A 24,170-nucleotide genomic window follows, 5' to 3' on the forward strand; every position below is an offset into this window, starting at 1 on the left:
GGTCAGAACGGCATTCAGCCGCCAGCCAGCGCCAGACAAGAGTGTCGGGCTGGCCTTACAAATTGTGCGGGGATTGTAGGAGGTCGGCAGTAGAATGTAAATTGCGCTAGATCAAACGACAGACATCTGCCTCCCAGCGGTAGCCCATACCATAGACAGCGCGGATAAAAGGCTGATCGCTGTCGAGCGCTTCCAGCTTGCGGCGCAGATTTTTTATATGGCTGTCAATGGTGCGATCCGTCACCACCCGGTAGTCGTCATACAGGTGATTAAGCAGCTGTTCGCGGGAGAAAACTTTGCCGGGTTCCTGCGCGAGCGTTTTCAGCAGACGGAACTCTGCCGGGGTCAAATCAAGCGGGCGTTGATTCCAGCTGGCCTGAAAACGTCCTTCATCTACCAGCAGCAGTGAGGCTTGCTGTGCTTCTTCCGGCGTCTGCCTGACGCGGCGCAAAATAGTTTTCACTCGCGCCACCACCTCGCGCGGGCTGAACGGCTTGCAGATGTAATCATCAGCACCGATTTCCAGCCCCAGCAGGCGATCGATCTCTTCGGTTTTTGCCGTCACCATCATTATCGGCAAATCGGAGAAGCGCCGCATCTCACGGCACAGCGTCAGGCCGTCAACTCCCGGCAGCATCAGGTCGAGCAGCACTAAGTCCGGCTCACTTTGCCGCACATAGCTAAGAACCTGATTGCCATCGGCAATATGGTGGGTGCGGTAGTTCGATGCCTGTAAGTAATCGATCATCAACTGAGCCAGTTTCGGCTCATCTTCAACGACCAGAATCAGGGGCTGGTGATATTCAGTCATTTTCTCTTATTCAGTTAGAGTCCAGCGGTAATGCTACCGTAATGCGCAAGCCACCTAAATCAGAGTGCTCCGCACTGAGGGTGCCGCCGTGCGCCTCGACAATATTTTTGCAAATCGACAGCCCCAGTCCGGAGCCGCCGCTGGCACGATTACGCGAGCTTTCGGTACGATAAAAGCGTTCAAAAATTTGCTGGCGCTGCTCATCGCTTACGCCAGGCGCAGAATCATCAAAATGCAGCAACATCTTATCAGCTTCTGACGTCAGTGAAATCCTCAGCCCGCCACCGGCGTCGGTATAGCGCAGGCTGTTCTCCATCAGATTGGTAAACAGCTGCATCAGGCGGTCAGCATCAGCAAAAAGCGGTGCCTGATCCGGCAGCGACAGGGTTAAAGATAGCTGGCGGCTGGCAAAGCGCGCGCGGAAAATCCCGCTGACCATTTCCAGTAAGGAAACCACATCGGTGGGGCTTTTGCGGTAGGCCAGCGCGCCTTCATCCGACAGCGAGAGCTGATGCAGATCGTCGACCAGTTTGGTCAGCGTGGCCACTTCCGCCTGCAGTGAGACAATGGCTTCCGGCGTCAGTTTGCGCACGCCATCCTGCATTGCTTCCAGCTCGCCGCGCAGGATGGCCAGCGGCGTTCGCAGCTCATGGGAAATATCCGCCATAAAGGCCCGGCGCATACTCTCATTTTTTTCCAGTGAGCTGGCAAGTTTGTTGAAGTCCTGCGCCAGCCGGCCAAGTTCATCGCGGCTGCTGACTTCAACCCGCTTGGAAAAATCACCGGCGGCCAGGTAATAGGTGCCTTCCACCAGCCGTTTTACCGGCGCTAACAATCCGCGCGACATCAGCCAGGTGACGGCAGCGGCTAACAGCATCGACAGCCCGACAATCAGCCAACTGGTGCGCCGTTGCTGCTGGTCAAAGTTAATATCGGCACTGCGGGTCAGCCGTTCTGGCGGCGAACCAATGACCCAGCCGACAATTTTGTTATTGCTGGTGGTGATATTGTGCCGTATTCCTTCATGCGGCACCGGTTCGCGCGGGCCAGCCAATACGTGATATTGCTGATCGATTATCCAGAACTGAGTGCGCCAGCCGTGTGGCGGAATCGCATTACTGGCCTCGGAGCTTTGCTCCAGCGAGCGCAGAATGGAAAAAATCCGCTTGTCATTGTTGCGCAAAAAGTCCCAGTTACCGTGCTGCTCATACTGATCGGCCAGTGCATCGCTGAGCAGCGCCAGCCGCTGTTCATTGCCGCGCTTAATATAGTCAATAAAGCCATGTTCAAAGCTGAGGCGCACGCCCCAGTGCATGATAATCAACACCAGCATACAGGTGGAAAAGATGGCACAAAACAGTTTGGCGCTGATGCCGACACGCATTCTTTTCATCGATCTCTCTTACTCCTGCGGCTGGCGTTAATCTCCAGGCGCGATACCGCGTAGTTAAGCATCATACTGAGGCTGATAACGTTTTTTTCGCCGCAGTTTATCCATATACAGATAGACGACCGGAGTCGTGTACAGCGTCAGCAACTGACTCATTACCAGCCCGCCGACAATGGTTATTCCCAGCGGCTGGCGCAGTTCCGCGCCGTCGCCGCTGGTCAGTACCAGTGGCAGGGCACCAAACAGCGCCGCCAGCGTGGTCATCAAAATCGGCCGAAAACGCAGCAGGCAGGCCTGATAAATTGCGTCACGCGCACTCTGATTACCGTTACGCTGCGCGTGCAGCGCGAAGTCCACCATCATGATCGCATTCTTTTTCACGATACCAATCAACAGCATAATACCAATCAGTGCGATTAGGCTAAACGGCGCGCCAAACAGCTCCAGCGCCAGCAGTGCGCCGACACCCGCAGAGGGCAGGGTAGAGAGAATTGTCAGCGGATGGACGTAGCTCTCATACAGAATCCCCAGCACGATATACACGGTGGCAATCGCCGCCAGAATCAGCAGCAGCTGACTGTTCTGCGTATCCTGGAAGACCTGCGCGGTACCGGCAAAACTGCCGCGCACGCTGGAAGGAACGCCGAGTGCAGTAACGGTGCGCTCAATCGCCGCTGACGCTTCCGACAGCGAGATGCCAGCTGGCAGGTTGAAGGAGATGGTCGAAGAGGCCGACAGTCCCTCATGATTAACCGACAGCGGGGCGTTGGCCGGTTGCCATTTGGCAAACCCGGAGAGCGGAATGGATTTACCTTCGCTGTTAATCACAAACATATGGTCTAACGCGCTGATATCCTGGGTATAACGCGGATCGACTTCCATCACCACTTTGTACTGATTCAGCGGCTGATAAATGGTGGAGATCTGGCGCTGTCCAAAGGCGTTATTCAGCAGTGCGTTAGTGTCGGAAACCGAAATGCCCAGCCGCGACATCGTTTCCCGATCGTAAATCAGCGCCATTTCCGAGCCGTTATCCTGCTGATCCGAATTGACATCCGTCAGTTCAGGCAGCTTGCTAAACGCCTGGCGAATTTTCGGCTCCCACTCACGCAGGGAGTCGAGATCATCGGACAGCAGCGAATACTGATATTCGGCATTCGACTGACGACCACCGACGCGAATATCCTGCACCGCCATCAGAAACAGGCTGGCTCCCGGCTCTTTCGCCAGTTTTCCCCGCAGCCGCGCAATCACCTGTTGCGAGCTCTCTTTACGTTCGGAGAGCGATTTCAGCGTGATAAACATCATGCCGCTGTTGGTGCGGGAACCGCCGGTAAAACCGGTCACATTGGTCACGGCCGGATCTTCGCGCACGATCTTCATAAAATCTTCCAGCTTGCCGCGCATTGCCTGGAAGGAAATGCTCTGGTCGGCAGAAATATTGCCCATTAGGCGGCCGGTGTCCTGTTCCGGGAAGAAGGTTTTTGGAATCGAAATATAGAGATAGACCGTCAGGCCGATGGTAGCCAGAAGCACCAGTAACGTCCAGCGAGCATGGTCAAGCACCCAGCGCAGTGAGCTGCCGTAGCCCTGTTGCAGCCGGAACATCAGCTTGTTAAACCCACGGATGCGCGGCTGGCTGCGCGGTTTATGCGCTTTTAACAACCAGGCGCACATCATTGGCGTCAAAGTGACCGAGATCAGTAGCGATATCCCTATTGCCACCGACAGCGTGACGGCAAATTCGCGGAACAATCGCCCGACCAGCCCACTCATCAGCAGCAGTGGAATAAATACCGCCACCAGCGAAATGCTCATCGACAGCACGGTAAAGCCGACTTCACGTACCCCCTGCAGTGAAGCCTGCAGCGGTTTCATGCCAGCTTCAATATGGCGCGAGATATTTTCCAGCACCACAATTGCATCATCGACGACAAAACCGGTGGCGATAGTCAGCGCCATTAGCGACAGGTTATTAAGGCTGAAGCCGCACAGGTACATGGCGGCGAAAGTGCCGATTAGCGAAACCGGAACCGCTACCGCCGGGATAAGCGTGGCGCGAGCAGAACGCAAAAAGACAAATACCACCAGAATCACCAGCGCCACGGCAATCACTAACGACTGCTCAACTTCCGCCAGCGAAGCGCGGATAGTGGGTGAGCGATCCTGGGCGATTTCCAGCTGAATTGACGCCGGCACGATATTCGCCAGCTCCGGCATTTCCGCGCGGATACGATCAACGGTCTGAATAATATTGGCTTCAGGAGACTTGCGAATCATCAGCAGAATCGCCGGGCGCGCGTTGGACATCCCGGCATTACGCAGATCCTGTACGGAGTCTTCGACGGTGGCGACATCCTGTAATCGTACCGCCGCACCGTTATTGTAATGCACGATCAGCGGCTGATATTCCTCGGCGGTTTTCAGTTCATCGTTGGTTCTTATCTGCCAGCGCTGCTGTGGGTTCTCTATCGCCCCCTGCGGCTTGCGCACGTTGGCAGCGGCAATCGCCGTGCGCACCGCATCCAGCGACACGCCCTGGTTAAACAGCGCCTGCGGATTAAGCGCCACGCGCACTGCCGGTAACGAGCTGCCGCCTACCGAGACGTCACCAACGCCGTCGATTTGCGCCAGTTTTTGTGCCAGTTGAGTAGAGGCGTAATCATAAAGCTGACCCTGAGAATAAGTATCGGAGGTCAGCGTCATAATCATAATCGGCGCATCGGACGGGTTAGCTTTGCGATAGGTCGGGCGACTCGGCATGCCGCTTGGCAACAGCGCCTGGGCGGCATTGATGGCGGCTTGCACATCACGCGCGGCACCGTTGATATCACGATCGTAATCAAATACCAGAATAATACGCGTACTGCCGAGCGAGCTGCTGGAGCTCATTTCACTGACGCCAGCAATGCGGCCCAGCGAACGCTCCAGCGGTGTCGCGATCGACGATGCCATGGTTTCCGGCGAAGCACCCGGCAGTGAGGCACTGACCATAATCACCGGGAAATCGACCTGTGGCAGCGGCGCCACCGGCAACAGACGAAAACCGAGAATACCGGCAAGAGTGATGGCAATCGTCAGCAGAATGGTCGCGACCGGCCGGTGGATAAACAGCGCGAAAAACTTCACGATGCATTCTCCGTGCGCTTAAAGCGGCGGCGCGTGGCCAGCGACAGGCGATCAAACAGCAGATAGATCACCGGCGTGGTAAACAGCGTCAGGATCTGGCTGAGGATCAGCCCGCCAACCATCGTCACGCCGAGTGGCTGGCGCAGTTCTGCACCAACGCCGGTGCTGAGCATCAGCGGCAGCGCACCAAACAGCGCCGCCAGCGTGGTCATTAAAATCGGACGGAAGCGCAGCAGACAAGCCTGATAAATCGCGTCATACGGCGTCATACCCTGTTCGCGTTCGGCGGCGAGGGCGAAGTCGATCATCATGATGGCATTTTTCTTAACGATACCAATCAGCAGGATGATGCCGATTATCGCAATCACATCCAGTTCGTTGCCGCTCAGCATCAGCGCCAGTAACGCGCCAACACCGGCGGTCGGCAGCGTCGACAAAATGGTGATCGGATGAATAAAGCTCTCATACAGCACGCCGAGCACGATATACATCGCCACCACCGCCGCAACAATCAGCCACACCGTGCTGCCGAGCGCCGCCTGGAACGCCAGCGTACTGCCCTGAAACTTGGTAATAATGTCTGACGGCATTTCCAGCTGCTGTTCGGCCTGAGTAATCGCTTTGGTGGCTTCTTCCAGTGAATAACCGTCGCCAACGTTAAACGAGAAGGTGGTCGACGGGAACTGATCGAGATGATTGATCGCCAGTGCAGTATGACGCTGCTCAACGCTGGCGAGGGTATTCAGCGGCACGCTGCTGCCGTCGCTGCTGGTCAGGCGAATGCCATCCAGCGCCGCCAGCCCCGGCGTGCTGCTGGTATCCTGTTCCAGTACCACGCGGTACTGATTCGCCTGGGTGTAGATAGTGGAGACCAGCCGCTGACCAAAGGCGTTATACAGCGCGTTATCCACGTCGGCCATCGAAATGCCCAGCCGACTGGCGCTGTCGCGGTCGACTTTGATATAGGCTTCCAGCCCCTGATCCTGCCAGTCGCTGCTGACATCCTGCAACTGCGGCAGCTTCTGCAGTTCGGTCAGCAGGGCAGGGACCCATTCACTGAGGGCATCCAGCGAACCGGTCTGTAAGGTAAACTGATACTGGGTGCGGCTCAACTGGGTATCAATGGTCAGATCCTGCACCGGCTGCAGATACAGCGTAATGCCCGGCACGCGTGCGACTTCTCTTTGCAGCCGCTCAATCACCGCCGGAATGCGATCGTCGCGTTCGTCCAGTGGTTTCAGGTTGATTTGCAGTCGGCCACTGTTCAGCGCCGGATTAGTGCCATCGACGCCGACAAACGAGGTCAGGCTCTGCACCGCCGGATCTTTCATAATGATCGAGGCGACGGTCTGCTGGCGCTGGGCCATACTGGCGTAAGAGACCGACTGCGGCGCCTGTACCGTGCCCTGAATAATGCCGTTATCCTGTAATGGGAAGAAGCCTTTCGGAATCATCATCCACAGCAGTATCGTCAGCAGCAGAGTGCCAATCGCTACTCCGAGCGTCAGCCACGGATGATTCAGCACGCGCTTGAGCACCCGGCCATAGGCAGCAATCACCCGATCAAACATCGCCTCGCTGGCACGGGAAAAACGGTTCTGTTTGCGCAGTGATTCTGCGCTGAGCATACGCGCGCACATCATTGGCGTCAGCGTCAGTGACACCACCGCCGAGATTAATATGGCAACCGCCAGCGTGACAGCGAATTCGCGGAACAGCCGTCCAACAATATCGCCCATAAACAGCAACGGGATCAGTACCGCAATCAACGAAAGCGTCAGTGAGATAATGGTAAAACCGATCTCTCCGGCCCCTTTCAACGCTGCTGCTACCGGTTTCTCGCCTTTTTCGATATAGCGCGAAATGTTTTCAATCACCACAATCGCATCATCGACGACAAAGCCGGTGGCGATAACCAGCGCCATCAGCGTCAGGTTATTGATCGAGAAATCGAGGAAATACATCACTGCAAAGGTGCCGACCAGCGACAGCGGCACTGCAACCGCCGGGATAATCGTCGCCGGGACGTTGCGCAGGAACAGATAGATGATCATCACCACCAGCGAAATCGCCAGCAGCAGTTCCAGCTGCACGTCATGTACCGAGGCGCGAATATTGGTAGTGCGATCCGACATCAACTGTACATCAACTGATTTAGGCAGTGATGCGGTCAGCGCGGGCAGCATCTGACGAATGCTGTCGGCGGTAGTAATAATATTGGCACCGGGCTGGCGCTGCACATTCAGTACAATTGCCGGCTGGCGATTGGCCCAGGCGCCGAGCCAGCTGTTTTCCGCACCCTGCTCAACGGTAGCCACATCGCCAAGCCGCACCGCCGCGCCATTTTTATAAGCGACAATCAGTTGACGATAATCTTCCGCCGATTTCATCTGATCGTTAGCCGACAGCGTGACTGAACGTTCCGGGCCATCCAGGCTGCCTTTTGCCGAATTGACGTTGGCAGAGGTAATAGCAGTACGGATAGTTTCACTGTCCAGCCCCAACGCGCCAATCGCCTGAGCATTCATTTTTACCCGCACTGCCGGGCGCTGGCCGCCGGAGAGCGTAACCAGACCGACACCAGAAACCTGCGAGATTTTCTGCGCCACCCGGGTTTCCACCATGTCCTGCACCTGAGTCATTGGCATGCTGGTGCTGGTCACCGCCAGCGTCATAATCGGCGGATCGGCCGGATTTACTTTGCTGTATACCGGTGGATTGGGCAGATCGGAGGGCAGCAGATTAGTGGCTGAGTTAATCGCCGCCTGCACTTCCTGCTCGGCGACGTCGAGCGGCAGGCTTAGCTGAAACTGTAAAGTGACCACGGAAGCGCCGCCGGAACTTTGCGATGACATCTGCTTCAGCCCGGACATCTGACCAAACTGACGCTCCAGCGGGGCGGTAATTGCCGAGGTGACCACGTCCGGACTGGCGCCGGGATACAGCGTCACGACCTGAATGGTCGGATAGTCAACTTCCGGCAGTGCCGAGACCGACAGGGCGCGATAACCGATAATCCCTGCCAGCAGAATAGCGACCATCAGCAGGGTGGTAGCAACCGGGCGCAGAATAAACTGACGTGATGGCCCGCCGCCGGACTCAGGAGGCATGACCTGCATCAGGAACGCTCTCCCTTCGCGCGTTGAGCGGTTTTATCGGATGACAGTGGGGTGTTTTGCGCCGCCACCACTTCAACCGTGGCTCCTTCCGTCAGGCGGTCCAGCCCGTCGGTAACCACCCGCTCGCCGCTGTCCAGGCCAGCTTTAATCACCACTTTTTCACTGTCCTGAATCCCGACGCTGACGCCTTTTTTACTGACTTTATTCTCGCTGTTCACCACCCAGACAAAGTGGCCTTCACTGCCCATTTGTAGCGCGGCGGCCGGGATGACGATGGCATCATCCAGCGTGTTGACCTTCAGGCGCACGTTAACAAACTGATTAGGAAACAGTTTGTCGTCTTCATTAGCAAAGCGCGCCTTCAGCTTAATTGTACCGGTAGTACTGTCGATCTGATTATCCAGACTCAGCAGCTTGCCGTCGGTGAGGTGAGTTTTGTTGCTGCGATCCCAGGCTTCGGTCAGCAGTGAATCGCCGCTTTTTTGCGCTGGTAAAATCATCGCAATATTATTTTCTGGCAGGCTGAATACCACATCTACCGGGTGGGTTTGGGTGATCACCACGATGCCATTGGTATCACCGCTGGTAATATAGTTGCCGATATCGACCTGTTTCAGGCCGACGCGTCCGGCAATCGGTGAGGTAATCCGGCTGTAGGTCAGATTGAGCTGGGCGCTGGCGACACTGCCTTCATCGGCTTTGATACTGCCCAGTGTTTCACTGACCAGCGAGCGCTGAGTATCCAGCTCCTGCTGCGATACCAGTCCGGTTTTTGCCAGCTTTTCATAACGCGCCAGGTCGCGGCGTGCATTTGCCAGCGTCGCCTGGTCTTTTGCCAGTTGCCCCTGCGCCTGGGTCAGCGCCACCTGATACGGGCGCGGATCGATTTCTGCCAGCAACTGACCCGCTGCCACCTGTTGACCTTCGGTAAAGTGCAGCGCCATCAGCTCACCGTCGACGCGGCTGCGCAGCGTTACGGTGCTGGCAGCGTTCACCGTACCTAAACCGGTAAGATATTGCGGTACGCTCTGCGTGACGGCAGTAGCGGCCTGTACTGGAGCCGCAGGCATTCCACGGCGTGCACCGCCTTTGCCGCGCTGCTGCTGAGATTCTACAGCGCCCGGCGATGACGGGGTGCTGTTATGGTGCCACCACCAGAGCGCACCGGCGGCAACAACTGCCACGATGGCAACAATAATAATTTTTTTTGGCGTGCGGCGTGCGGCGTTCATATTGTCAGTAGCTCTCCAGCGGTGCGAACGATAATTCTGGTGGGTCATAACGCAATAACCCACAAAGACCTTAGTGTAGACAGCTAAGGCGATAAAAAAATGAAGGAAATAAGGATAACTGTATAGTTTAGTTGTGTCGCCTGATTCGAGGGTTCTGGCGGCTATTATGCTGGCCTCAGCCGTCGGCACTATTCATATCCTGAAAATCTTTCGCCAGAAATCCGCAAAGCGAGGTAAAAAATGTTTGCTAAGCTGATGGTCGCGCCAGAAATCATTTAATTTCAGGAGAAACAGCATGAGTCAATTACCCTTACGTCAGTTAGGCCGTAGTCAGATTCAGGTTCCACCACTGACCTTCGGCGGCAATGTATTTGGCTGGACTGTCGACCAGGCCACCTCTTTTTCCCTGCTTGATGCGCTGGTAGAGAAGGGGTTGTGGTTTATCGATACCGCCGATGTCTATTCGCGCTGGGCGCCCGGCAACGAGGGGGGCGAATCCGAAACCATTATTGGCAACTGGCTGAAGAAAAGCGGCAAGCGTGACCAGATAGTACTGGCGACCAAAGTGGGGATGGAATTAAGCCCGCAGAAGACCGGGCTGGCTCCGGCATATATTCGTCAGGCGGTAGAAGATTCACTGCGTCGCCTGCAAACCGACTATATCGACCTGTATCAGGCGCACCGGGATGACGAGGATACGCCGCTGGCTGAAACGCTGGCGACCTTTGATGCGCTGGTTAAAGAGGGCAAGGTGCGGGCGATTGGTGCCTCCAATTACAGTGCGCAGCGGTTGTCGGAAGCCCTGAAAATCAGCGAGCAGCAAAATCTGACTCGCTATGAAACGCTGCAACCGGAATATAACCTCTACGATCGCAGCGAGTATGAAAGTGGTCTGGAGCAGGTGGCGATTGAGCACGGACTCGGCGTGATTAACTACTATTCACTGGCCAGTGGTTTTCTCAGCGGTAAATACCGTACTCCCCAGGATGCCAGCAAAAGCAAACGTGGTGAAGGGGTAGTGAAGCAATATCTTAACCCACGCGGTTTGCGGATTCTGGCGGCGCTGGATCAGATTGCCGCCGCGCGTGATGCCACACCAACCCAGGTGGCGCTGGCGTGGCAGATTGCGCGTCCGGGTATCACCGCACCGATCGTCAGTGCCACTTCCCTGCAACAGCTTGATGAGCTGGTCAAGGCGGCGACGCTGAAACTTTCACCGGAAGAGATTAAGCAGCTGGCCGAAGCCAGCAGCTAATTAACCGGCAAAAGTGACCTGTGCCCAGCGCGCCAGACCGGCGGTGACCGAACCAAAGTCATCGCCAGTGGCCAGCGGGATATCCGGCAGTTGCTGTTGCAACGCCTGACGCAGCAGCGGGGAACGGGCACTGCCGCCTGTAAGATAGATAACATCAGGACGGGTGCCGCTGGTGGCCAGTGCCAGTTTCACCTGCTCCTGAATACGCTCTAATGGTTGAGTAATCGCCGCCTGAAATCCTTCAACGCTGACTGAGGTAGCCAACGCTGGCTCGATAAAATCGAGCGCGGCTGCCACTTCACGGCTGTCCGACAGGGCAATTTTACTCTCTTCCGCGCTACGTACCAGACGATAGCTGAGCCGCTGTTGCCAGACTTTCAGCAGGCGCTTCACCACCTCAGGCTGCTGCGCATCGCGAATCAGATCCTGCAGCATTTTACGGCTGGCGGCAGCATAGAAATCGCTTTGAGCCGGAACATCGTTAATGGCTACCGCGTTCCACCACGGCAGAGCCGGCAGCGCAATACCTTTTGCCGTCTGGCCGCCGAGGCCAAGCAGCGGCATCAGCTCTTTAAATGCCAGCATAATATCCAGATCGTTACCGCCGACGCGGCAGCCGCTGTGACCGAGCAGGCTGGCGCCGCGCTCGGCTTTCGTGCTCCACTCCGGGCCCATCAACAGCATACTGCAGTCAGTGGTACCACCACCGATATCCACCACCAGCACTCGCGTCTCTTTTTGCAGCGTGGCTTCAAAGTCCAGCCCGGCCGCAACCGGCTCAAACTGAAACACCACGTCACGGAAACCGGCGCGATGTGCAGCGCGTTCAAGTATGCCCTGCGCCTGATGGTTGGCGTCTTCACCGCCTAAGCCCTGAAAGTTAATCGGACGACCAATCACCGCCTGCTGAATGTCACTGCCCAGCTGGTTTTCAGCGGTGTTGCGGATATGCAGCATCATGGCGCACACCAGGTCTTCAAACAGCGCGATCTGCTGCGGCTTCAGCCCGCTGGCACCGAGGAAGGATTTCGGCGATTTAACAAACCACACCTCTTCCGGGTCATCCATATACTGCGCCAGCGATGCCAGACCAAACTGCACGCTGTTACTGTTGACCTCGATATCTTCTTCGCGGTTAAAGGCGATGGCGCGACGCAACAGCGCCTGATTTTCAGCGTCCGGCGTGGCGACTTGATGATGGCGGAACAACCACTCGCTGATCGCTTCACGCGTAGGTGCACATAACATTGAGGGCAACCACGGCGAATTATTTTCCAGCGGCAGCAGGCGCGGCGAGCCCTTCTCCATCACAGCTACCGAGCAGTTTGCCGTCCCGTAATCGAAACCGATAAACATGTTTACCCTCCCAATGGCGAAAAAAGGGGGCGACTTTAGCGCAGTACGTCGTGCAGGGCAATCAATACCACGCGGTTGGCGACAGGCGGGACAATATAGGCGGAGAAGGGCTATTTAATCGCGAAGTAACTGTTGCTCAGCAGGGTTGTGAGCGTCTGCGGGCTGCCGACCGCCTCACCCCATACCACGTCGATACCAATAGTGGCCAGCGTGGTTAACGCCAGCGGTAACTCTACCGGGCCGGCAAGGGTGGCGATGTTCAGCCGCTGGGCGTGACCATGGATAATTGACACCATCATTTCGTCCATCAGATTACAGTGGACGTTAGTCACCAGGTCCGCGCTGAGCATCAGATAGTCGATTTCGTCGGCATGCAGCAGATTAAATGCATCAAGATTACGGCCAAAATCGCGTAATACAATGCCGCAGCCCAACTGGCGTAAGCGGGCAATATTAGCATGCAGGGTTTCATGCTGTTCGAGCAGGGTATCAATGTCGAGCATAAAGTGCAGCAGATTACCCGCCACGCCGCCACTGCTGATTTTATCCAGCAGATAGCGAATAAAAACGTCGTCTTTCAGGCCATAAGCCGACAGCGGTAGCGCCATGCTGATGGCTTTGCGTGCCACGCCGGCGCCATAGCTGGCATAAAAAGTATCGATAACTTTGCGGTCGAGCGCGATAAACCGGTCTGGCTCATGCAGGTTGGCGCGAAATTCTGCTTCACTGATCTCCTGACCGGTGCGCGAAAACAATTGCAGACCGATCAGCCAGAAACTGACCGCCTGAGTTTTGCGCGGCGGCGTGACGGGTGAGGCCATCATTCGCAGCGGATGCTCCTGCAGAGTGCGGATATTCTCTTCTCGCGTCATTACCGGTCGCAGCTGGCGTTGCAGGCGCGCCTCGTACACTGAGATCTGACCGCGACCATTATGTTTGGCGTTATAACAGGCAAAGTCAGCCTGGGCCATCACTTCGCTGGCGATACAGTTGCTGCTGGTAATTTGCGTTAGTCCGGCGCTGGCACCGATGCGAAACAGCCGTCCTTCCCACAGGAAGCGGTACTCATTAATGCTGCTGACCAGACGCTGTACCACTTCGATGGCAGCGTCAGTTGAACTGTCGCTTAACAGCAAGCCAAACTCATCACCGCCCAGGCGCGCCAGCAGATCGTGGCTGCGCAGTTGCGACTGCATTAATTTCGCCAGCTCATGCAGCAGCGCATCGCCAGCGGCATGGCCCGCGGTATCGTTGATAGCTTTAAACCGGTCAAGATCAATAAAGGTCAGTACGTGCTGATGCTGATGTTCGCTGGACGAAACCAGCAGCCGCTTCAGCTGGTGTTCGAAACTGGAGCGGTTGGGCAGGCGCGTCAGCATATCGTGTGAAGCGCTGTAGCTGAGGCGTTTCAACATTTCCCGAGATTCGCTGACGTCATGAATCACCATCACGCAGCCAATAATGCGGCCTTCGATAGTGTTGAGTGGGGTAATGCTGTAGTGAATATCAAACTGGTCGCCGCCAGGGCTGTGCAGCACCAGGTCCTGCTCAAAATCTGGCGTGACTTTCACTTCAGGCAGCTTACTCAGCAGCAGATTTTCAATTTCTGGCCCTTTACTGCCGTGGGTAATATGCAAAATTTTGCTGATATGGACACCCGCCGCGCGCTCCTGAGACCAGCCGCTCATCTGCTCAGCGACCGGATTCATAAAGGTTACCAGCATCTCCTGGTTGGTACTGATCACCGCCTCGCCGATCGAGTCGAGAGTAATCAGCATGCGCTCTTTTTCCTGGAACAGCGCTTCATTTAGCGCCCGAACTTCGGTCACATCCTGACTGATACCCAGAATGCGCTCAATACGCCCGTCATCGCGTAAAATTCGGTTGGCCTGAGTGTGGATATAGCGGATCCCGGTGCTGCTCTGGATACGGTACTCAAGATCTAACGGCTCACGCAGTTTTATCGACCGTTTTAACGCTTGCTCCGCTTTGTCGCGATCTTCTGCAATCACGCAACCTAACCAGTAGCGATCGGTGGGCGTTTCATCGCTGGAAAGCTCAAACATTTCGTACATCCGCCGGTCCCAGCTGAGATCGTTATCGTCAATATTCCACTCCCAGACGCCGATACCGCCGGCTTCATTGGCGATGGTAATACGTTCCATTAACAGACGGTTCTGTTCATTGGAGTGTTTCAGCGCGGTGATATCCTCTATTTGCGAAATAAAATAGAGTGGCTGATGATCGGTATCATGCACCACTGACACCGCCAGTCGCGCCCAGACGATTTTATGATCTTTACGCAGGTAGCGCTTTTCAGTGGTGTAGCTGTCAATGGTGCCGGCCAGCAGGGCGTTAAGCTGGGCGAGATCGGCATCAAGATCGTCGGGATGGGTAATTTTCTGGAAGTTCAGACGTTTCAGCTCATCGGCCCGATAGCCGAGAAAATGGCACAGCGCATTGTTGGTTTGCAGCCAGCGGCCGTCAGGAGAAACCAGCGCCATACCGATCGCCGAATACTCCATCGCATGGCGGAAACGGCGCTCGCTTTCGCTGATATGTTTTTTCTCTTCCCTGAACGAATGCATCGCCAGCGTCATCATATGGCTGGGAATCAGCACCAGCAGAAACGGTAGCCACGGGGCGCCGGCGATTTCATGGGTGCTTTCGGCGTACACATCGAAAAAGCGCCAGGCCAGCATCAGCGACATCATGGCGATGTTGGCGAAAAAAATAATAAAGGCTTCAAGTCGTGGCAGGCGCACCGCACTCCAGAACAGCACCACAATCATAAAGGTGAACGGCCACGGGAGATAGCGCAGCGCGATATAACTGAGTGCCAGGGTGGCGATCAGCGTAATAATCGCTTCCGCCAGCGTTTTACTCACTAAGGGTTTACCGAAATAGCCTGCACGCCACAGCAGACACACCGGCGCCAGCGCCAGCATACCGATCATTTCTGATACCGCCCACGAGGCGATAAAGTGTAACGCCGGGGCACCGGCATGGTTCAGCAGGCCATTTGCCAGCAACCCACCGAACAGCGGGGCGGCAATGCCGATTGTAGCCAGCATCTTATACCAGCTGCTGAGTGAGCTGAGCGGCGCTTTGCGCCCGAGAACCAGTCGCAGCAGCAGTCCGCCAGCCAGAGCTTGTAACAAGTTAACCAGCGGAAAACTAATGATGGCCAGCGAAACGCCAAACATTAATGCATTGGCCAGCACCAGGCCAGTCATACAGCTGAGCAGCAATGGCAGTAACTCAGCATTGGAATAGCGGAAAACCACCACGGTCATCAGGGTAGTAGGGAACCATAGCGGCGAGAGAGTGCCGCTGACCATGATCAGCTCAATACAAAATAGCGTTAGCGCGAAACTTAACGCGCCAAGTATTAATGATTTTGCCCACCATGAGCCGGTGAGTCGGGATGAGAGAATATCGGTTGTCATCATCGATTCCAGCTGCATGCCTGCGAGCCTGACAGGCTGATTTACATGCTTTCAACAAGACTCAATGCTCGTTGCATGCTAGCACATCCGTTATGCAATGCTGTGGGTAAATCGAAATTATGCGCGCTGTAACCAATAAACTTTGCGGCCGAAATCAGAGTGATAAAAAACAGCTAATTAAGGCTGCTGCAACAGTTCACTACGGGTAAAAGGTTTCTCTAATCCGGTAATCTTAGTGGAGAGGTGGGTCAGAAAGCCCTGGGTGGTCGCCACACGGCCATGACTGAACAGCAGCACCGGAACCAGCAGCGCGACACAAAGCTGCACCACACTAAAGCCTTTAAGCTGAGAGCTGCGTTGTGAGAGTAAAAATGCACTGCTCAGGGTATAGCCAAGCAGCAGGCCGCTGACCACTTCGCTGGTGGAGTGAACGTCCAGCTCAAGGCGGGAGAAACCGACCATTAGCGGAATCAGATAGCCGACCGCCAGCGCCGCGCCGCGCAGCAGCGCGGATAAACGCCCGGACAGCAGCCAGAACATCACCGGCCACAGGGTCGCGGACATCGCACTGTGGCCGCTGAAGCCGGTGAAATTAAAGCGCGCACTGCCGATACCAAAGCCCATAAAGGCGATTTTCGACAGGCTGACCAGCGCCCCTGCCAGGCAGAAAACCACAATCCAGAACCACACGGCGCGGCGATCGTTATTTTTCCACGGCATCACCAGCGCAATAATCACTGCGGTGGGAAGCAGCAACATGCTGTCGCCAAGATAGCTTAGTGTGTTCCAGGACATAGTTTTCCTTCGGGTCAAAACGGACTTCAGGCCAGTACGCCAGATGAACACTAGTTTATCGGGGAAAGTACTTTGCGCCAAAGGGGTAATTTCCGAAAATCAGCAGGCGGGGTTTTTTCTGGCATCAGTTCAGCTAAATCCCTATAATTGCCAGCGAAACAACCCTCTCATTCCTGACCCGTCAATGAGGCAGAGCAAATCGACTTCGCCTTATCGATAAGTCACATAGTTATCAGGTCTTTAATTTTATGACTGACAAGTCTCACCAATGCGTCATTGTAGGAATCGCAGGCGCATCAGCGTCGGGGAAAAGCTTAATCTCCAGTACCTTGTATCGTGAAGTGCGCGATCAGGTCGGCGATGAACATATCGGCGTGATCCCGGAAGATTGCTACTACAAAGACCAAAGCCACCTCACCATGGAAGAGCGGGTAAAAACCAATTACGACCATCCCAGCGCAATGGATCACAATCTGCTGTTGCAACATCTGCAGATGCTGAAATCGGGACAGGATATAGAACTACCGGTTTACAGCTATGTTGACCACACCCGCACCAAAGAAACTGTCCATCTGAAGCCGAAAAAAGTGATTATTCTGGAAGGCATTTTGCTGCTGACCGATGCGCGTCTGCGTCAGGAGATGAACTTCTCTATTTTCGTTGATACGCCTCTGGATATTTGTCTGATGCGTCGTATGAAGCGTGATGTCAATGAGCGTGGCCGTTCAATGGATTCAGTGATGGCGCAATATCAGAAAACGGTGCGTCCGATGTTCCTGCAGTTTATTGAGCCATCCAAACAGTATGCTGACATTATTGTGCCGCGCGGCGGTAAAAACCGCATCGCGATTGATATTCTGAAAGCGAAGATTAATCAGTTTTTCGAGTAGCGACGGCATTGCTGCTACGATAAGATAAAATTCCTTAAAAATGACAGGGTTGGCATAGCGTTTATGCTAACCCTGTGGCAGTGTTAGCAACCAATACATTGATGGAGTAGACGGCGATGAGATTATGCGATCGCGATATCGAAGCCTGGCTTGATAGCGGCAAGCTTGACATTACGCCGCGCCCACCGGTAGAGCGCATCAGTGGCGCGACGGTGGATGTTCGCCTCGGCAATAAATTTCGCACCTTTCGCGGTCATACCGCTGCCTTTATTGATTTAAGTGGGCCAAAGGATGAAGTCAGCGCAGCATTAGACCGGGTAATGAGCGATGAAATTGTGCTGCCGGAAGGTGAAGCATTCTTTTTGCATCCCGGCGAACTGGCACTGGCGGTGACCTTTGAGTCAGTTACGCTTCCCGACGACCTGGTCGGCTGGCTGGATGGTCGCTCGTCGCTGGCGCGTCTGGGCTTAATGGTTCACGTCACCGCGCACCGCATCGATCCCGGCTGGCAGGGACGAATTGTGCTGGAGTTCTATAATTCAGGTAAGCTGCCGTTAGCATTACGTCCCGGTATGCTGATTGGTGCGCTAAGCTTTGAACCGCTGTCTGGTCCTGCTGCGCGCCCTTATAACCGTCGTCAGGATGCGAAATATAAGGATCAGCAAGGCGCGGTTGCCAGCCGAATTGATAAAGACTAACAGCCTGGCGCTTCAGGCGAATAAGAGGATCGGATGAGAAGATTAATTACCACGCTGGCCATACTGTTGGTAGTGATTGTGGCAGGCATGTCAGCGCTGGTACTGCTGGTTAATCCCAACGATTTTCGTGCTTACATGGTGCAGCAGGTTGAACAGCGCAGTGGCTATAAACTGGAGCTGCAAGGCAATCTGCGCTGGCACGTCTGGCCGCAGCTCAGCATTCTTGCCGGGCGCATGTCGATTACCGCGCCTGGCGCGCAACAGCCGCTTATTAATGCAGAAAACATGCGCCTCGACGTGCATCTTCTGCCGCTGTTATCCCACCAGCTCAGTGTAAAACAGGTGATGCTGAAAAACGCGGTGATCCGCGTTACCCCGGAAAGTGAAGCGCAGCGTCCTCAGGATGCTCCGGTTGGTCCGTCGGGTTCCTCGGTGCCGGAGACGGCCAGCGGCTGGAAATTCGATATCGCCAAATTGCAGGTGGTGGACAGCCTGCTGGTCTGGCAACAGGCTGGCGGTGAGCAGATCAATTTCCGCGATATCAATCTCGAGCTGTCACAAAATGCCCGTAAGCAAGCCAGTGTGGATCTGACTACCCGCGTCAGTCGCGATCAGCGCGAACTGCAGCTGGCGTTGAAAGGAGCGATGGATGTTACTGAATATCCACAGCGCATCTCCGGCAATATCGAGCAGCTAAGCTGGCAATTAAGAGGCGCGGACCTACCGCCGCAGGGTCTACAGGGTGAAGCCTCACTGCTGGCCGACTGGCAAAATGAAACCCAGCAATTCTCGCTCAAAAATATCGCTTTAACGGTAAACAACAGTCAGCTTAATGGCGCTGTTTCCGGTAAATTAAGCGGTAGCCCGGATTTCAACATCGATCTGCATGCGCCGACGCTGGATATTGATGCGTTGACCGGCAATAACTTCCTGCAAAACGCCACTGACGGCCAGCCCGCTACGCAACAGTCGACTGGCCGCGCGCCGGTGATTGCCGAGCCGATCGAACGCAGTAATGAAAACTCAGCGCTGAATGACATCAGCGGTAAGCTGAATATGCAGATTGATACACTGCGCTGGCGCGGCATGGATTTCAGTCAGGTCCAGTTTGTCGGCAGCAACGATCACGGTGCAATGAATATTGCCACCCTGACCGGCAAAACGGGCTCCGGTGACTTCTCACTGCCCGGCACAGTAAATATTCATAATCCACTGACTCAGGTCACCTTCCAGCCGGTACTCAATCAGATTGAGCTGGCGCCGCTGCTGAAAGCTTTCGAACTGCCGGAAACCGTCAGTGGCAAGCTGTCGATGAGTGGCAAACTGCACGGCCATGGGCTCAGTGTGGAAGATTTTAAACACCACTGGCGTGGCAACGCTGAAATGAGTATGCAAAACGCACGGCTGGCCGGGCTTAACTTCCAGCAAATGATCCAGCGTGCGGTTGAACGCAGCAGCGACCAGGTGCGTGGCACTGACTCTGATGTCAGCTATACCGAAGTTCAGCAGCTGAAAGGCTCACTGCAGCTCGATAATGGCTCAATGGCGCTGGTTAATCTGCAAGGGCGCTCCGCAATGCTGGACCTCGCCGGTAAAGGAATTGTTAATCTCGACAGCCAGCAGTGTGATATCACCTTTAATATTAAGGTAACCGATGGCTGGAAAGGGAATAACCAGCTGGTGCAGACGCTAAAAGAAACCGCGATTCCACTGCGGTTGTATGGCTCGTGGGACAGCCTGCAATACTCGTTGCAGGTTGACCAGGTGCTGCGTAAACGCATTCAGGACGAGGCCAAATCGCGGATTAACAGCTGGATTGAGCGTAATCAGGGCAATAAAAACAGCGAAGATGCGAAGCAATTATTGAAAGAGAATAAGTAATTGTCGGGGCAGGGGAGTCGTTTTCGACTCCCCTGAATCTATGTCACTGATGTTAGCTGTCCGACTCCGGCAGCCGTAACTGAATAATCTGCACCTTCTGCACCCGATGGCTGTCAACCTGCAGAATCCGAAACAGAAAATCGCCAACCTGCAGTTCTTCGCCTTCCTGCGGAATCCGTTGCAAATGCTCCATTAAGAGTCCGGCAATGGTGTGATACTCGCGCTTTTCATCCAGCGGCAGTCGCAAGTACATGACCAGATCGTCCAGCGGCATATAGCCATTGGCTGTCCAGCTACCGTCGGCGTTTTGCACAATATCATGACGCGCATCCAGCTCTTCGCTCTCGTTGGGTAAATTACCGGCGATGGTTTCCATCACATCACTTAGCGTCACCACGCCTTCCACCGAACCAAACTCATCGACGACAAAAGCAAAGTGCGTGCGTGCATTACGGAACTGCTCCAGCGCCTGTAACAGCGGCAATTGCTCGGGAAACACCAACGGCTGGCGAATCAGCGCGCGTAAATCGAGAGCGTTTTCATGCAGCGACTGGTGCAGAAGGTCGATAACATGCACCACCCCCAGCGGGTCGTCACTCTTTTCGGTGATGATGATGCGCGTGTGCTGATTGCGATCGAGCTGCTCCATGATTTTTTCTGGATCGTCAGCCAGATCGATATTCTCAATATCGTGGCGTGAGGTCATGATACTGCGAACGCTGCGCTGCCCCATCCCCAACACCCGGGCGATCATTAATCGTTCCTGCTTATTAAAGATCCCCTGGTTCTCATTATGGTCGGCAACCAGCGAGGATGTCTCGGCATCCAGTTCGGCATGCTCATGATGCCCGCGCAGTAAACGCAGCACCGCTTCGGCAGTGCGTTTGCGCAGCGGCAGCTTGGCAGACAGGAAGCGACGACGATTAAAATGTGCCAGCTGATTCAGCGATTCGATAATTACCGAAAACCCGATAGCCGCGTAGAGATAACCTTTGGGTATATGGAAGCCAAAACCGTCTGCGATCAGGCTAAAGCCTATCATTAACAGGAAACTCAGACAGAGAATAACAATCGTCGGGTGACTGTTAACGAAGCGGGTGAGGGGCTTACTGGCCAGCAACATCAGAAAAATTGCTACCACTACGGCGGCCATCATGACCGGAAGATGATCAACCATCCCCACTGCAGTAATCACCGAATCCAGTGAAAACACCGCATCCAGAACCACAATTTGTGCCACCACCGGCCAGAATCGCGCGCCACGTTTCTGCGTATTCTGCTCTTCGTCCTTACCTTCAAGCCGCTCATTAAGTTCCATGGTGGCTTTAAACAACAGGAACACTCCTCCCACCAACATAATAATATCCCGCGCGCTAAACGGATGACCTGCAAGGGTAACCAGCGGTTTAGTCAGTGTGGCAAGCCAGGAGATGGAAGTCAGCAGCAGTAAACGCATAACCAGCGCAAGTAACAAGCCGGTTACCCGAGCACGGTCGCGTTGCGCTGGGGGCAGTTTTTCTGCGAGAATGGCGATGAAAACAAGATTATCAATACCCAGTACCAGCTCCAGCACGATTAGCGTAACCAGACCGGCCCAAATTGACGGATCGGCGATCCATTCCATACGACGTATTTAACCCTATAAGATGTATTAATTAGATTAATGTTGATATTGGTACGCTAAACAAAAAAACGCAATGCTATCTAGGAATAATCTCAGGATGAATCTATTTAAGTTTCGAGACAGTCGTGCCGTGTGACTTTGATCGGTATTGAGGTACTCAGAAATTCTTATACTGATGGAAATTGCAGCGAATTTGGCTTAACTACGATAAAAATATTATTATCAACATAGAACTATCCGGAAAAGACTATTTTCTTTATTAACTCTAACCTGTTGATTATCAATGTGATAAAATGGGCAAAGTTAGTCTTAATCTGAAAGTGACCGGGATCTGCCGTCCCGCCCTTGTAACAAACATTCAATAGTATGAAAATCTGGTCATAACTTATGTGATCACACCGTGATAAATGCGCCTTTTGTAAGCAGAGGGCCATGAAACGGTTCAAATGATGATTTCGGATTTATCAGTGGAATTATCCTAATTATCATCCTCGCAATAGCATTATTCTTATTTACAGCATTGGTAGCTGCAAGCCAGGGGCGGTAGCGTGTCTGAATTCAGATGAGTATTACTTCCCTTCAGTCAACATAAATATCGCGGATAAGAACTTTTTAGGATAATAGCCACATAATAGGTATGAAAAATCTAATGTGATAATCTCCTTAAATAAGTAACTGCTGACTAATCCGGCAAAAATCAGGAATTTCGTACAGTTACAGCTTGTCGGTTAGCCGCATATTGCTACACTTCCAATTTCGGTTGGATGCTAACTTTATTGGACTTTCTGAAGAGAAGCATTATCAGCAATTCATTAAGCTCACTGCTGTGAGCAACGCCCTGATGACGGAACTAAACAGTTGGGTAAAAAGCTGGACGTGGATGTGCGTGGATGGAAGTAGTTCACGAACACTTTGCGGTGTTGGCCGCTCAAGATAATAAATCAGCAACAGCGATGACAATTCAATGATGAAAACAAAACTTAAGTTGGCTCCTTTACTGGTGTCAATAACACTGCTCGGTGGTTGTACCATAATTCCTGGGCAAAACCTTTCGACAAGCGGTAAAGACGTTATCAAGCAGCAAGATGCTGATTATGATATCGATAAAATGGTCAACGTTTACCCAATGACACCGATGTTGATTGAGCAGATGCGGGTCGCGCCGGTGGTAGCGCGTCCTAATCCTCAACTCGATCGTGAGTTAGCTGGTTATGAATACCGAATTGGTATCGGCGATGTCCTTAGTGTCACCGTCTGGGATCACCCGGAGTTAACTACGCCGGCAGGGCAATACCGCAGTGCCAGCGATACGGGCAACTGGGTTCACTCAGATGGCACCATTTTCTATCCTTATATTGGCAAAGTCGCGGTTGCAGGCAAAACTATCCAGCAAGTGCGCGAAGAGATACAGCGGCGACTGGCGACCTATATTGAAAGCCCACAGGTTGATGTGAACATTGCAGGTTTCCGCTCTCAGAAGGTCTATGTTACCGGGGAAGTTGGAACCTCAGGTAAACAACCTATCACCAACATTCCGTTGACGGTGCTTGATGCTATTAATACTGCTGGTGGTTTAGGTGCCGATGCAGACTGGCGCAATGTGGTGCTGACTCATAATGGCGTTGAGAAACGTATTTCGCTGCAAGCATTGATGCAAAATGGCGATCTAACGCAGAATCACTTACTTTACCCTGGCGATATTCTTTATGTGCCACGTAATGATGATCTGAAAGTGTTTGTAATGGGTGAAGTGAATAAGCAACAAACACTTAAGATGGACCGCAGTGGGATGACTCTGACTGAGGCGCTGGGCAGTTCTAACGGTGTTGATCAGACTGTGGCTAATGCAACAGGGGTATTTGTTATTCGTCCAAATCGTGAACAGGGCGGTAAAATGGCGAATATTTATCAGTTAGATACTTCCGATGCTACTGCAATGGTAATGGGAACTGAGTTCCAGCTTCAGCCTTACGATATTGTCTATGTAACTGCAACGCCGCTTACGCGCTGGAATCGTGTAATTAGCCAGTTGCTGCCGACTATCAACACAGTTCGCTATGGGGTATCGACTACCCATCAGATTAAATCCTGGTAATAAGAATGTTTAATTCTATTTTGGTTGTCTGTGTCGGTAATATCTGTCGCTCGCCTACGGGGGAGCGGTTATTACGTAAATATTTACCGCACAAAAACATCGCTTCGGCAGGTGTTAACGCTTTGAGTGGCTATGAGGCTGATGCAGCTGCAATTAATGCAGCGAACGAACATCAGCTTTCTCTGGATTCGCATTGTGCTCAGCAATTGACCAAAGAGATGTGTCAACAATATGACCTTATTCTGGTTATGGAGAGAGGACACATTGAGGCAGTATGTAACATATCGCCATCTGTCCGCGGAAAAACAATGCTTTTTGGTCACTGGACAGCACAGGAAATTGCTGATCCTTACAAAAAAAGTCATGAAGCCTTTCAGTCGGTGTATCGCCAACTTGATGAGGCTGCAAAGGCTTGGGCCAATAAATTAAATTAAGCTAATCAGGAT

General features: G+C 53.7%; 15 protein-coding genes. 6 read left to right on the top strand and 9 right to left on the bottom strand.

All coding sequences use genetic code 11. The annotated features are described in order from the left end of the window. Positions 1-106: 106 nt before the first annotated feature. From baeR to ACP3TC_RS07185, 5 genes are read right to left on the bottom strand one after another with little or no spacing between them, the layout of a single operon-like run. A complete protein-coding gene (gene baeR / locus ACP3TC_RS07165) occupies positions 107-811 on the bottom strand; it encodes a two-component system response regulator BaeR (RefSeq protein WP_313852745.1) in 705 nt (234 codons plus the stop codon). Positions 812-821: 10 nt separating this feature from the next. Beyond that, a complete protein-coding gene (baeS, locus tag ACP3TC_RS07170) occupies positions 822-2,204 on the bottom strand; it encodes a two-component system sensor histidine kinase BaeS (RefSeq protein WP_426817852.1) in 1,383 nt (460 codons plus the stop codon). Between the two features lie 54 nt (positions 2,205-2,258). Further along, positions 2,259-5,330: a multidrug efflux RND transporter permease subunit MdtC gene (mdtC, locus tag ACP3TC_RS07175; RefSeq protein ID WP_426817853.1), complete on the bottom strand. Its 3,072-nt coding sequence runs from the start codon at positions 5,328-5,330 to the stop codon at positions 2,259-2,261. Beyond that, positions 5,327-8,449: an MdtB/MuxB family multidrug efflux RND transporter permease subunit gene (locus ACP3TC_RS07180; RefSeq protein WP_426817854.1), complete on the bottom strand. Its 3,123-nt coding sequence runs from the start codon at positions 8,447-8,449 to the stop codon at positions 5,327-5,329. Before ACP3TC_RS07180 ends, mdtC begins: the two co-directional genes overlap by 4 nt. Further along, the gene (locus ACP3TC_RS07185) at positions 8,449-9,681 is read right to left on the bottom strand and encodes an MdtA/MuxA family multidrug efflux RND transporter periplasmic adaptor subunit (RefSeq protein WP_426818250.1); all 1,233 of its coding nucleotides are present in this window, start codon (positions 9,679-9,681) and stop codon (positions 8,449-8,451) included. Before ACP3TC_RS07185 ends, ACP3TC_RS07180 begins: the two co-directional genes overlap by 1 nt. Positions 9,682-9,976: 295 nt before the next feature. On the opposite strand from ACP3TC_RS07185, the gene ACP3TC_RS07190 reads away from it, so the two are divergent. Then, positions 9,977-10,936: an aldo/keto reductase gene (locus ACP3TC_RS07190; RefSeq protein ID WP_313852741.1), complete on the top strand. Its 960-nt coding sequence runs from the start codon at positions 9,977-9,979 to the stop codon at positions 10,934-10,936. Here the strand turns inward: ACP3TC_RS07190 and yegD are convergent, their stop codons facing one another. The 3 genes from yegD to ACP3TC_RS07205 form a co-directional block, all read right to left on the bottom strand. Beyond that, positions 10,937-12,292 (bottom strand): molecular chaperone, encoded by a 1,356-nt coding sequence (yegD, locus tag ACP3TC_RS07195; RefSeq protein WP_426817855.1) that lies wholly within the window; start codon positions 12,290-12,292, stop codon positions 10,937-10,939. A 110-nt stretch (positions 12,293-12,402) separates the two neighbouring features. Beyond that, positions 12,403-15,741 (bottom strand): diguanylate cyclase, encoded by a 3,339-nt coding sequence (locus ACP3TC_RS07200; protein WP_426818251.1) that lies wholly within the window; start codon positions 15,739-15,741, stop codon positions 12,403-12,405. Between the two features lie 177 nt (positions 15,742-15,918). Then, a complete protein-coding gene (locus ACP3TC_RS07205) occupies positions 15,919-16,536 on the bottom strand; it encodes a phosphatase PAP2 family protein (RefSeq protein ID WP_313852737.1) in 618 nt (205 codons plus the stop codon). A gap of 248 nt (positions 16,537-16,784) precedes the next feature. Here ACP3TC_RS07205 and udk point away from each other — a divergent pair, with 248 nt between their 5' ends. From udk to asmA, 3 genes are all read left to right on the top strand, one after another. Then, entirely contained in the window at positions 16,785-17,426 is a 642-nt protein-coding gene (gene udk / locus ACP3TC_RS07210) for a uridine kinase (RefSeq protein WP_313852736.1), read from the top strand. 116 nt (positions 17,427-17,542) lie between these two features. Continuing rightward, complete coding sequence (gene dcd / locus ACP3TC_RS07215; RefSeq protein ID WP_313852734.1) at positions 17,543-18,124, top strand: dCTP deaminase; 582 nt, start codon at positions 17,543-17,545, stop codon at positions 18,122-18,124. Positions 18,125-18,157: 33 nt separating this feature from the next. Further along, positions 18,158-20,005, top strand: a complete 1,848-nt coding sequence (gene asmA, locus ACP3TC_RS07220; protein ID WP_426817856.1) for an outer membrane assembly protein AsmA — start codon at positions 18,158-18,160, stop codon at positions 20,003-20,005. A 52-nt stretch (positions 20,006-20,057) separates the two neighbouring features. Here the strand turns inward: asmA and ACP3TC_RS07225 are convergent, their stop codons facing one another. Continuing rightward, complete coding sequence (locus ACP3TC_RS07225; RefSeq protein ID WP_426817857.1) at positions 20,058-21,629, bottom strand: TerC family protein; 1,572 nt, start codon at positions 21,627-21,629, stop codon at positions 20,058-20,060. Between the two features lie 964 nt (positions 21,630-22,593). Here ACP3TC_RS07225 and ACP3TC_RS07230 point away from each other — a divergent pair. Continuing rightward, complete coding sequence (locus ACP3TC_RS07230) at positions 22,594-23,724, top strand: polysaccharide export protein (RefSeq protein ID WP_426817858.1); 1,131 nt, start codon at positions 22,594-22,596, stop codon at positions 23,722-23,724. Between the two features lie 5 nt (positions 23,725-23,729). After that, entirely contained in the window at positions 23,730-24,158 is a 429-nt protein-coding gene (locus tag ACP3TC_RS07235; RefSeq protein WP_426817859.1) for a protein tyrosine phosphatase, read from the top strand. Positions 24,159-24,170 lie beyond the last annotated feature (12 nt).

It is taken from the genome of Winslowiella sp. 2C04 (genome assembly GCF_050037805.1).
GTDB classification, from domain to species: domain Bacteria; phylum Pseudomonadota; class Gammaproteobacteria; order Enterobacterales; family Enterobacteriaceae; genus Erwinia; species Erwinia toletana_A.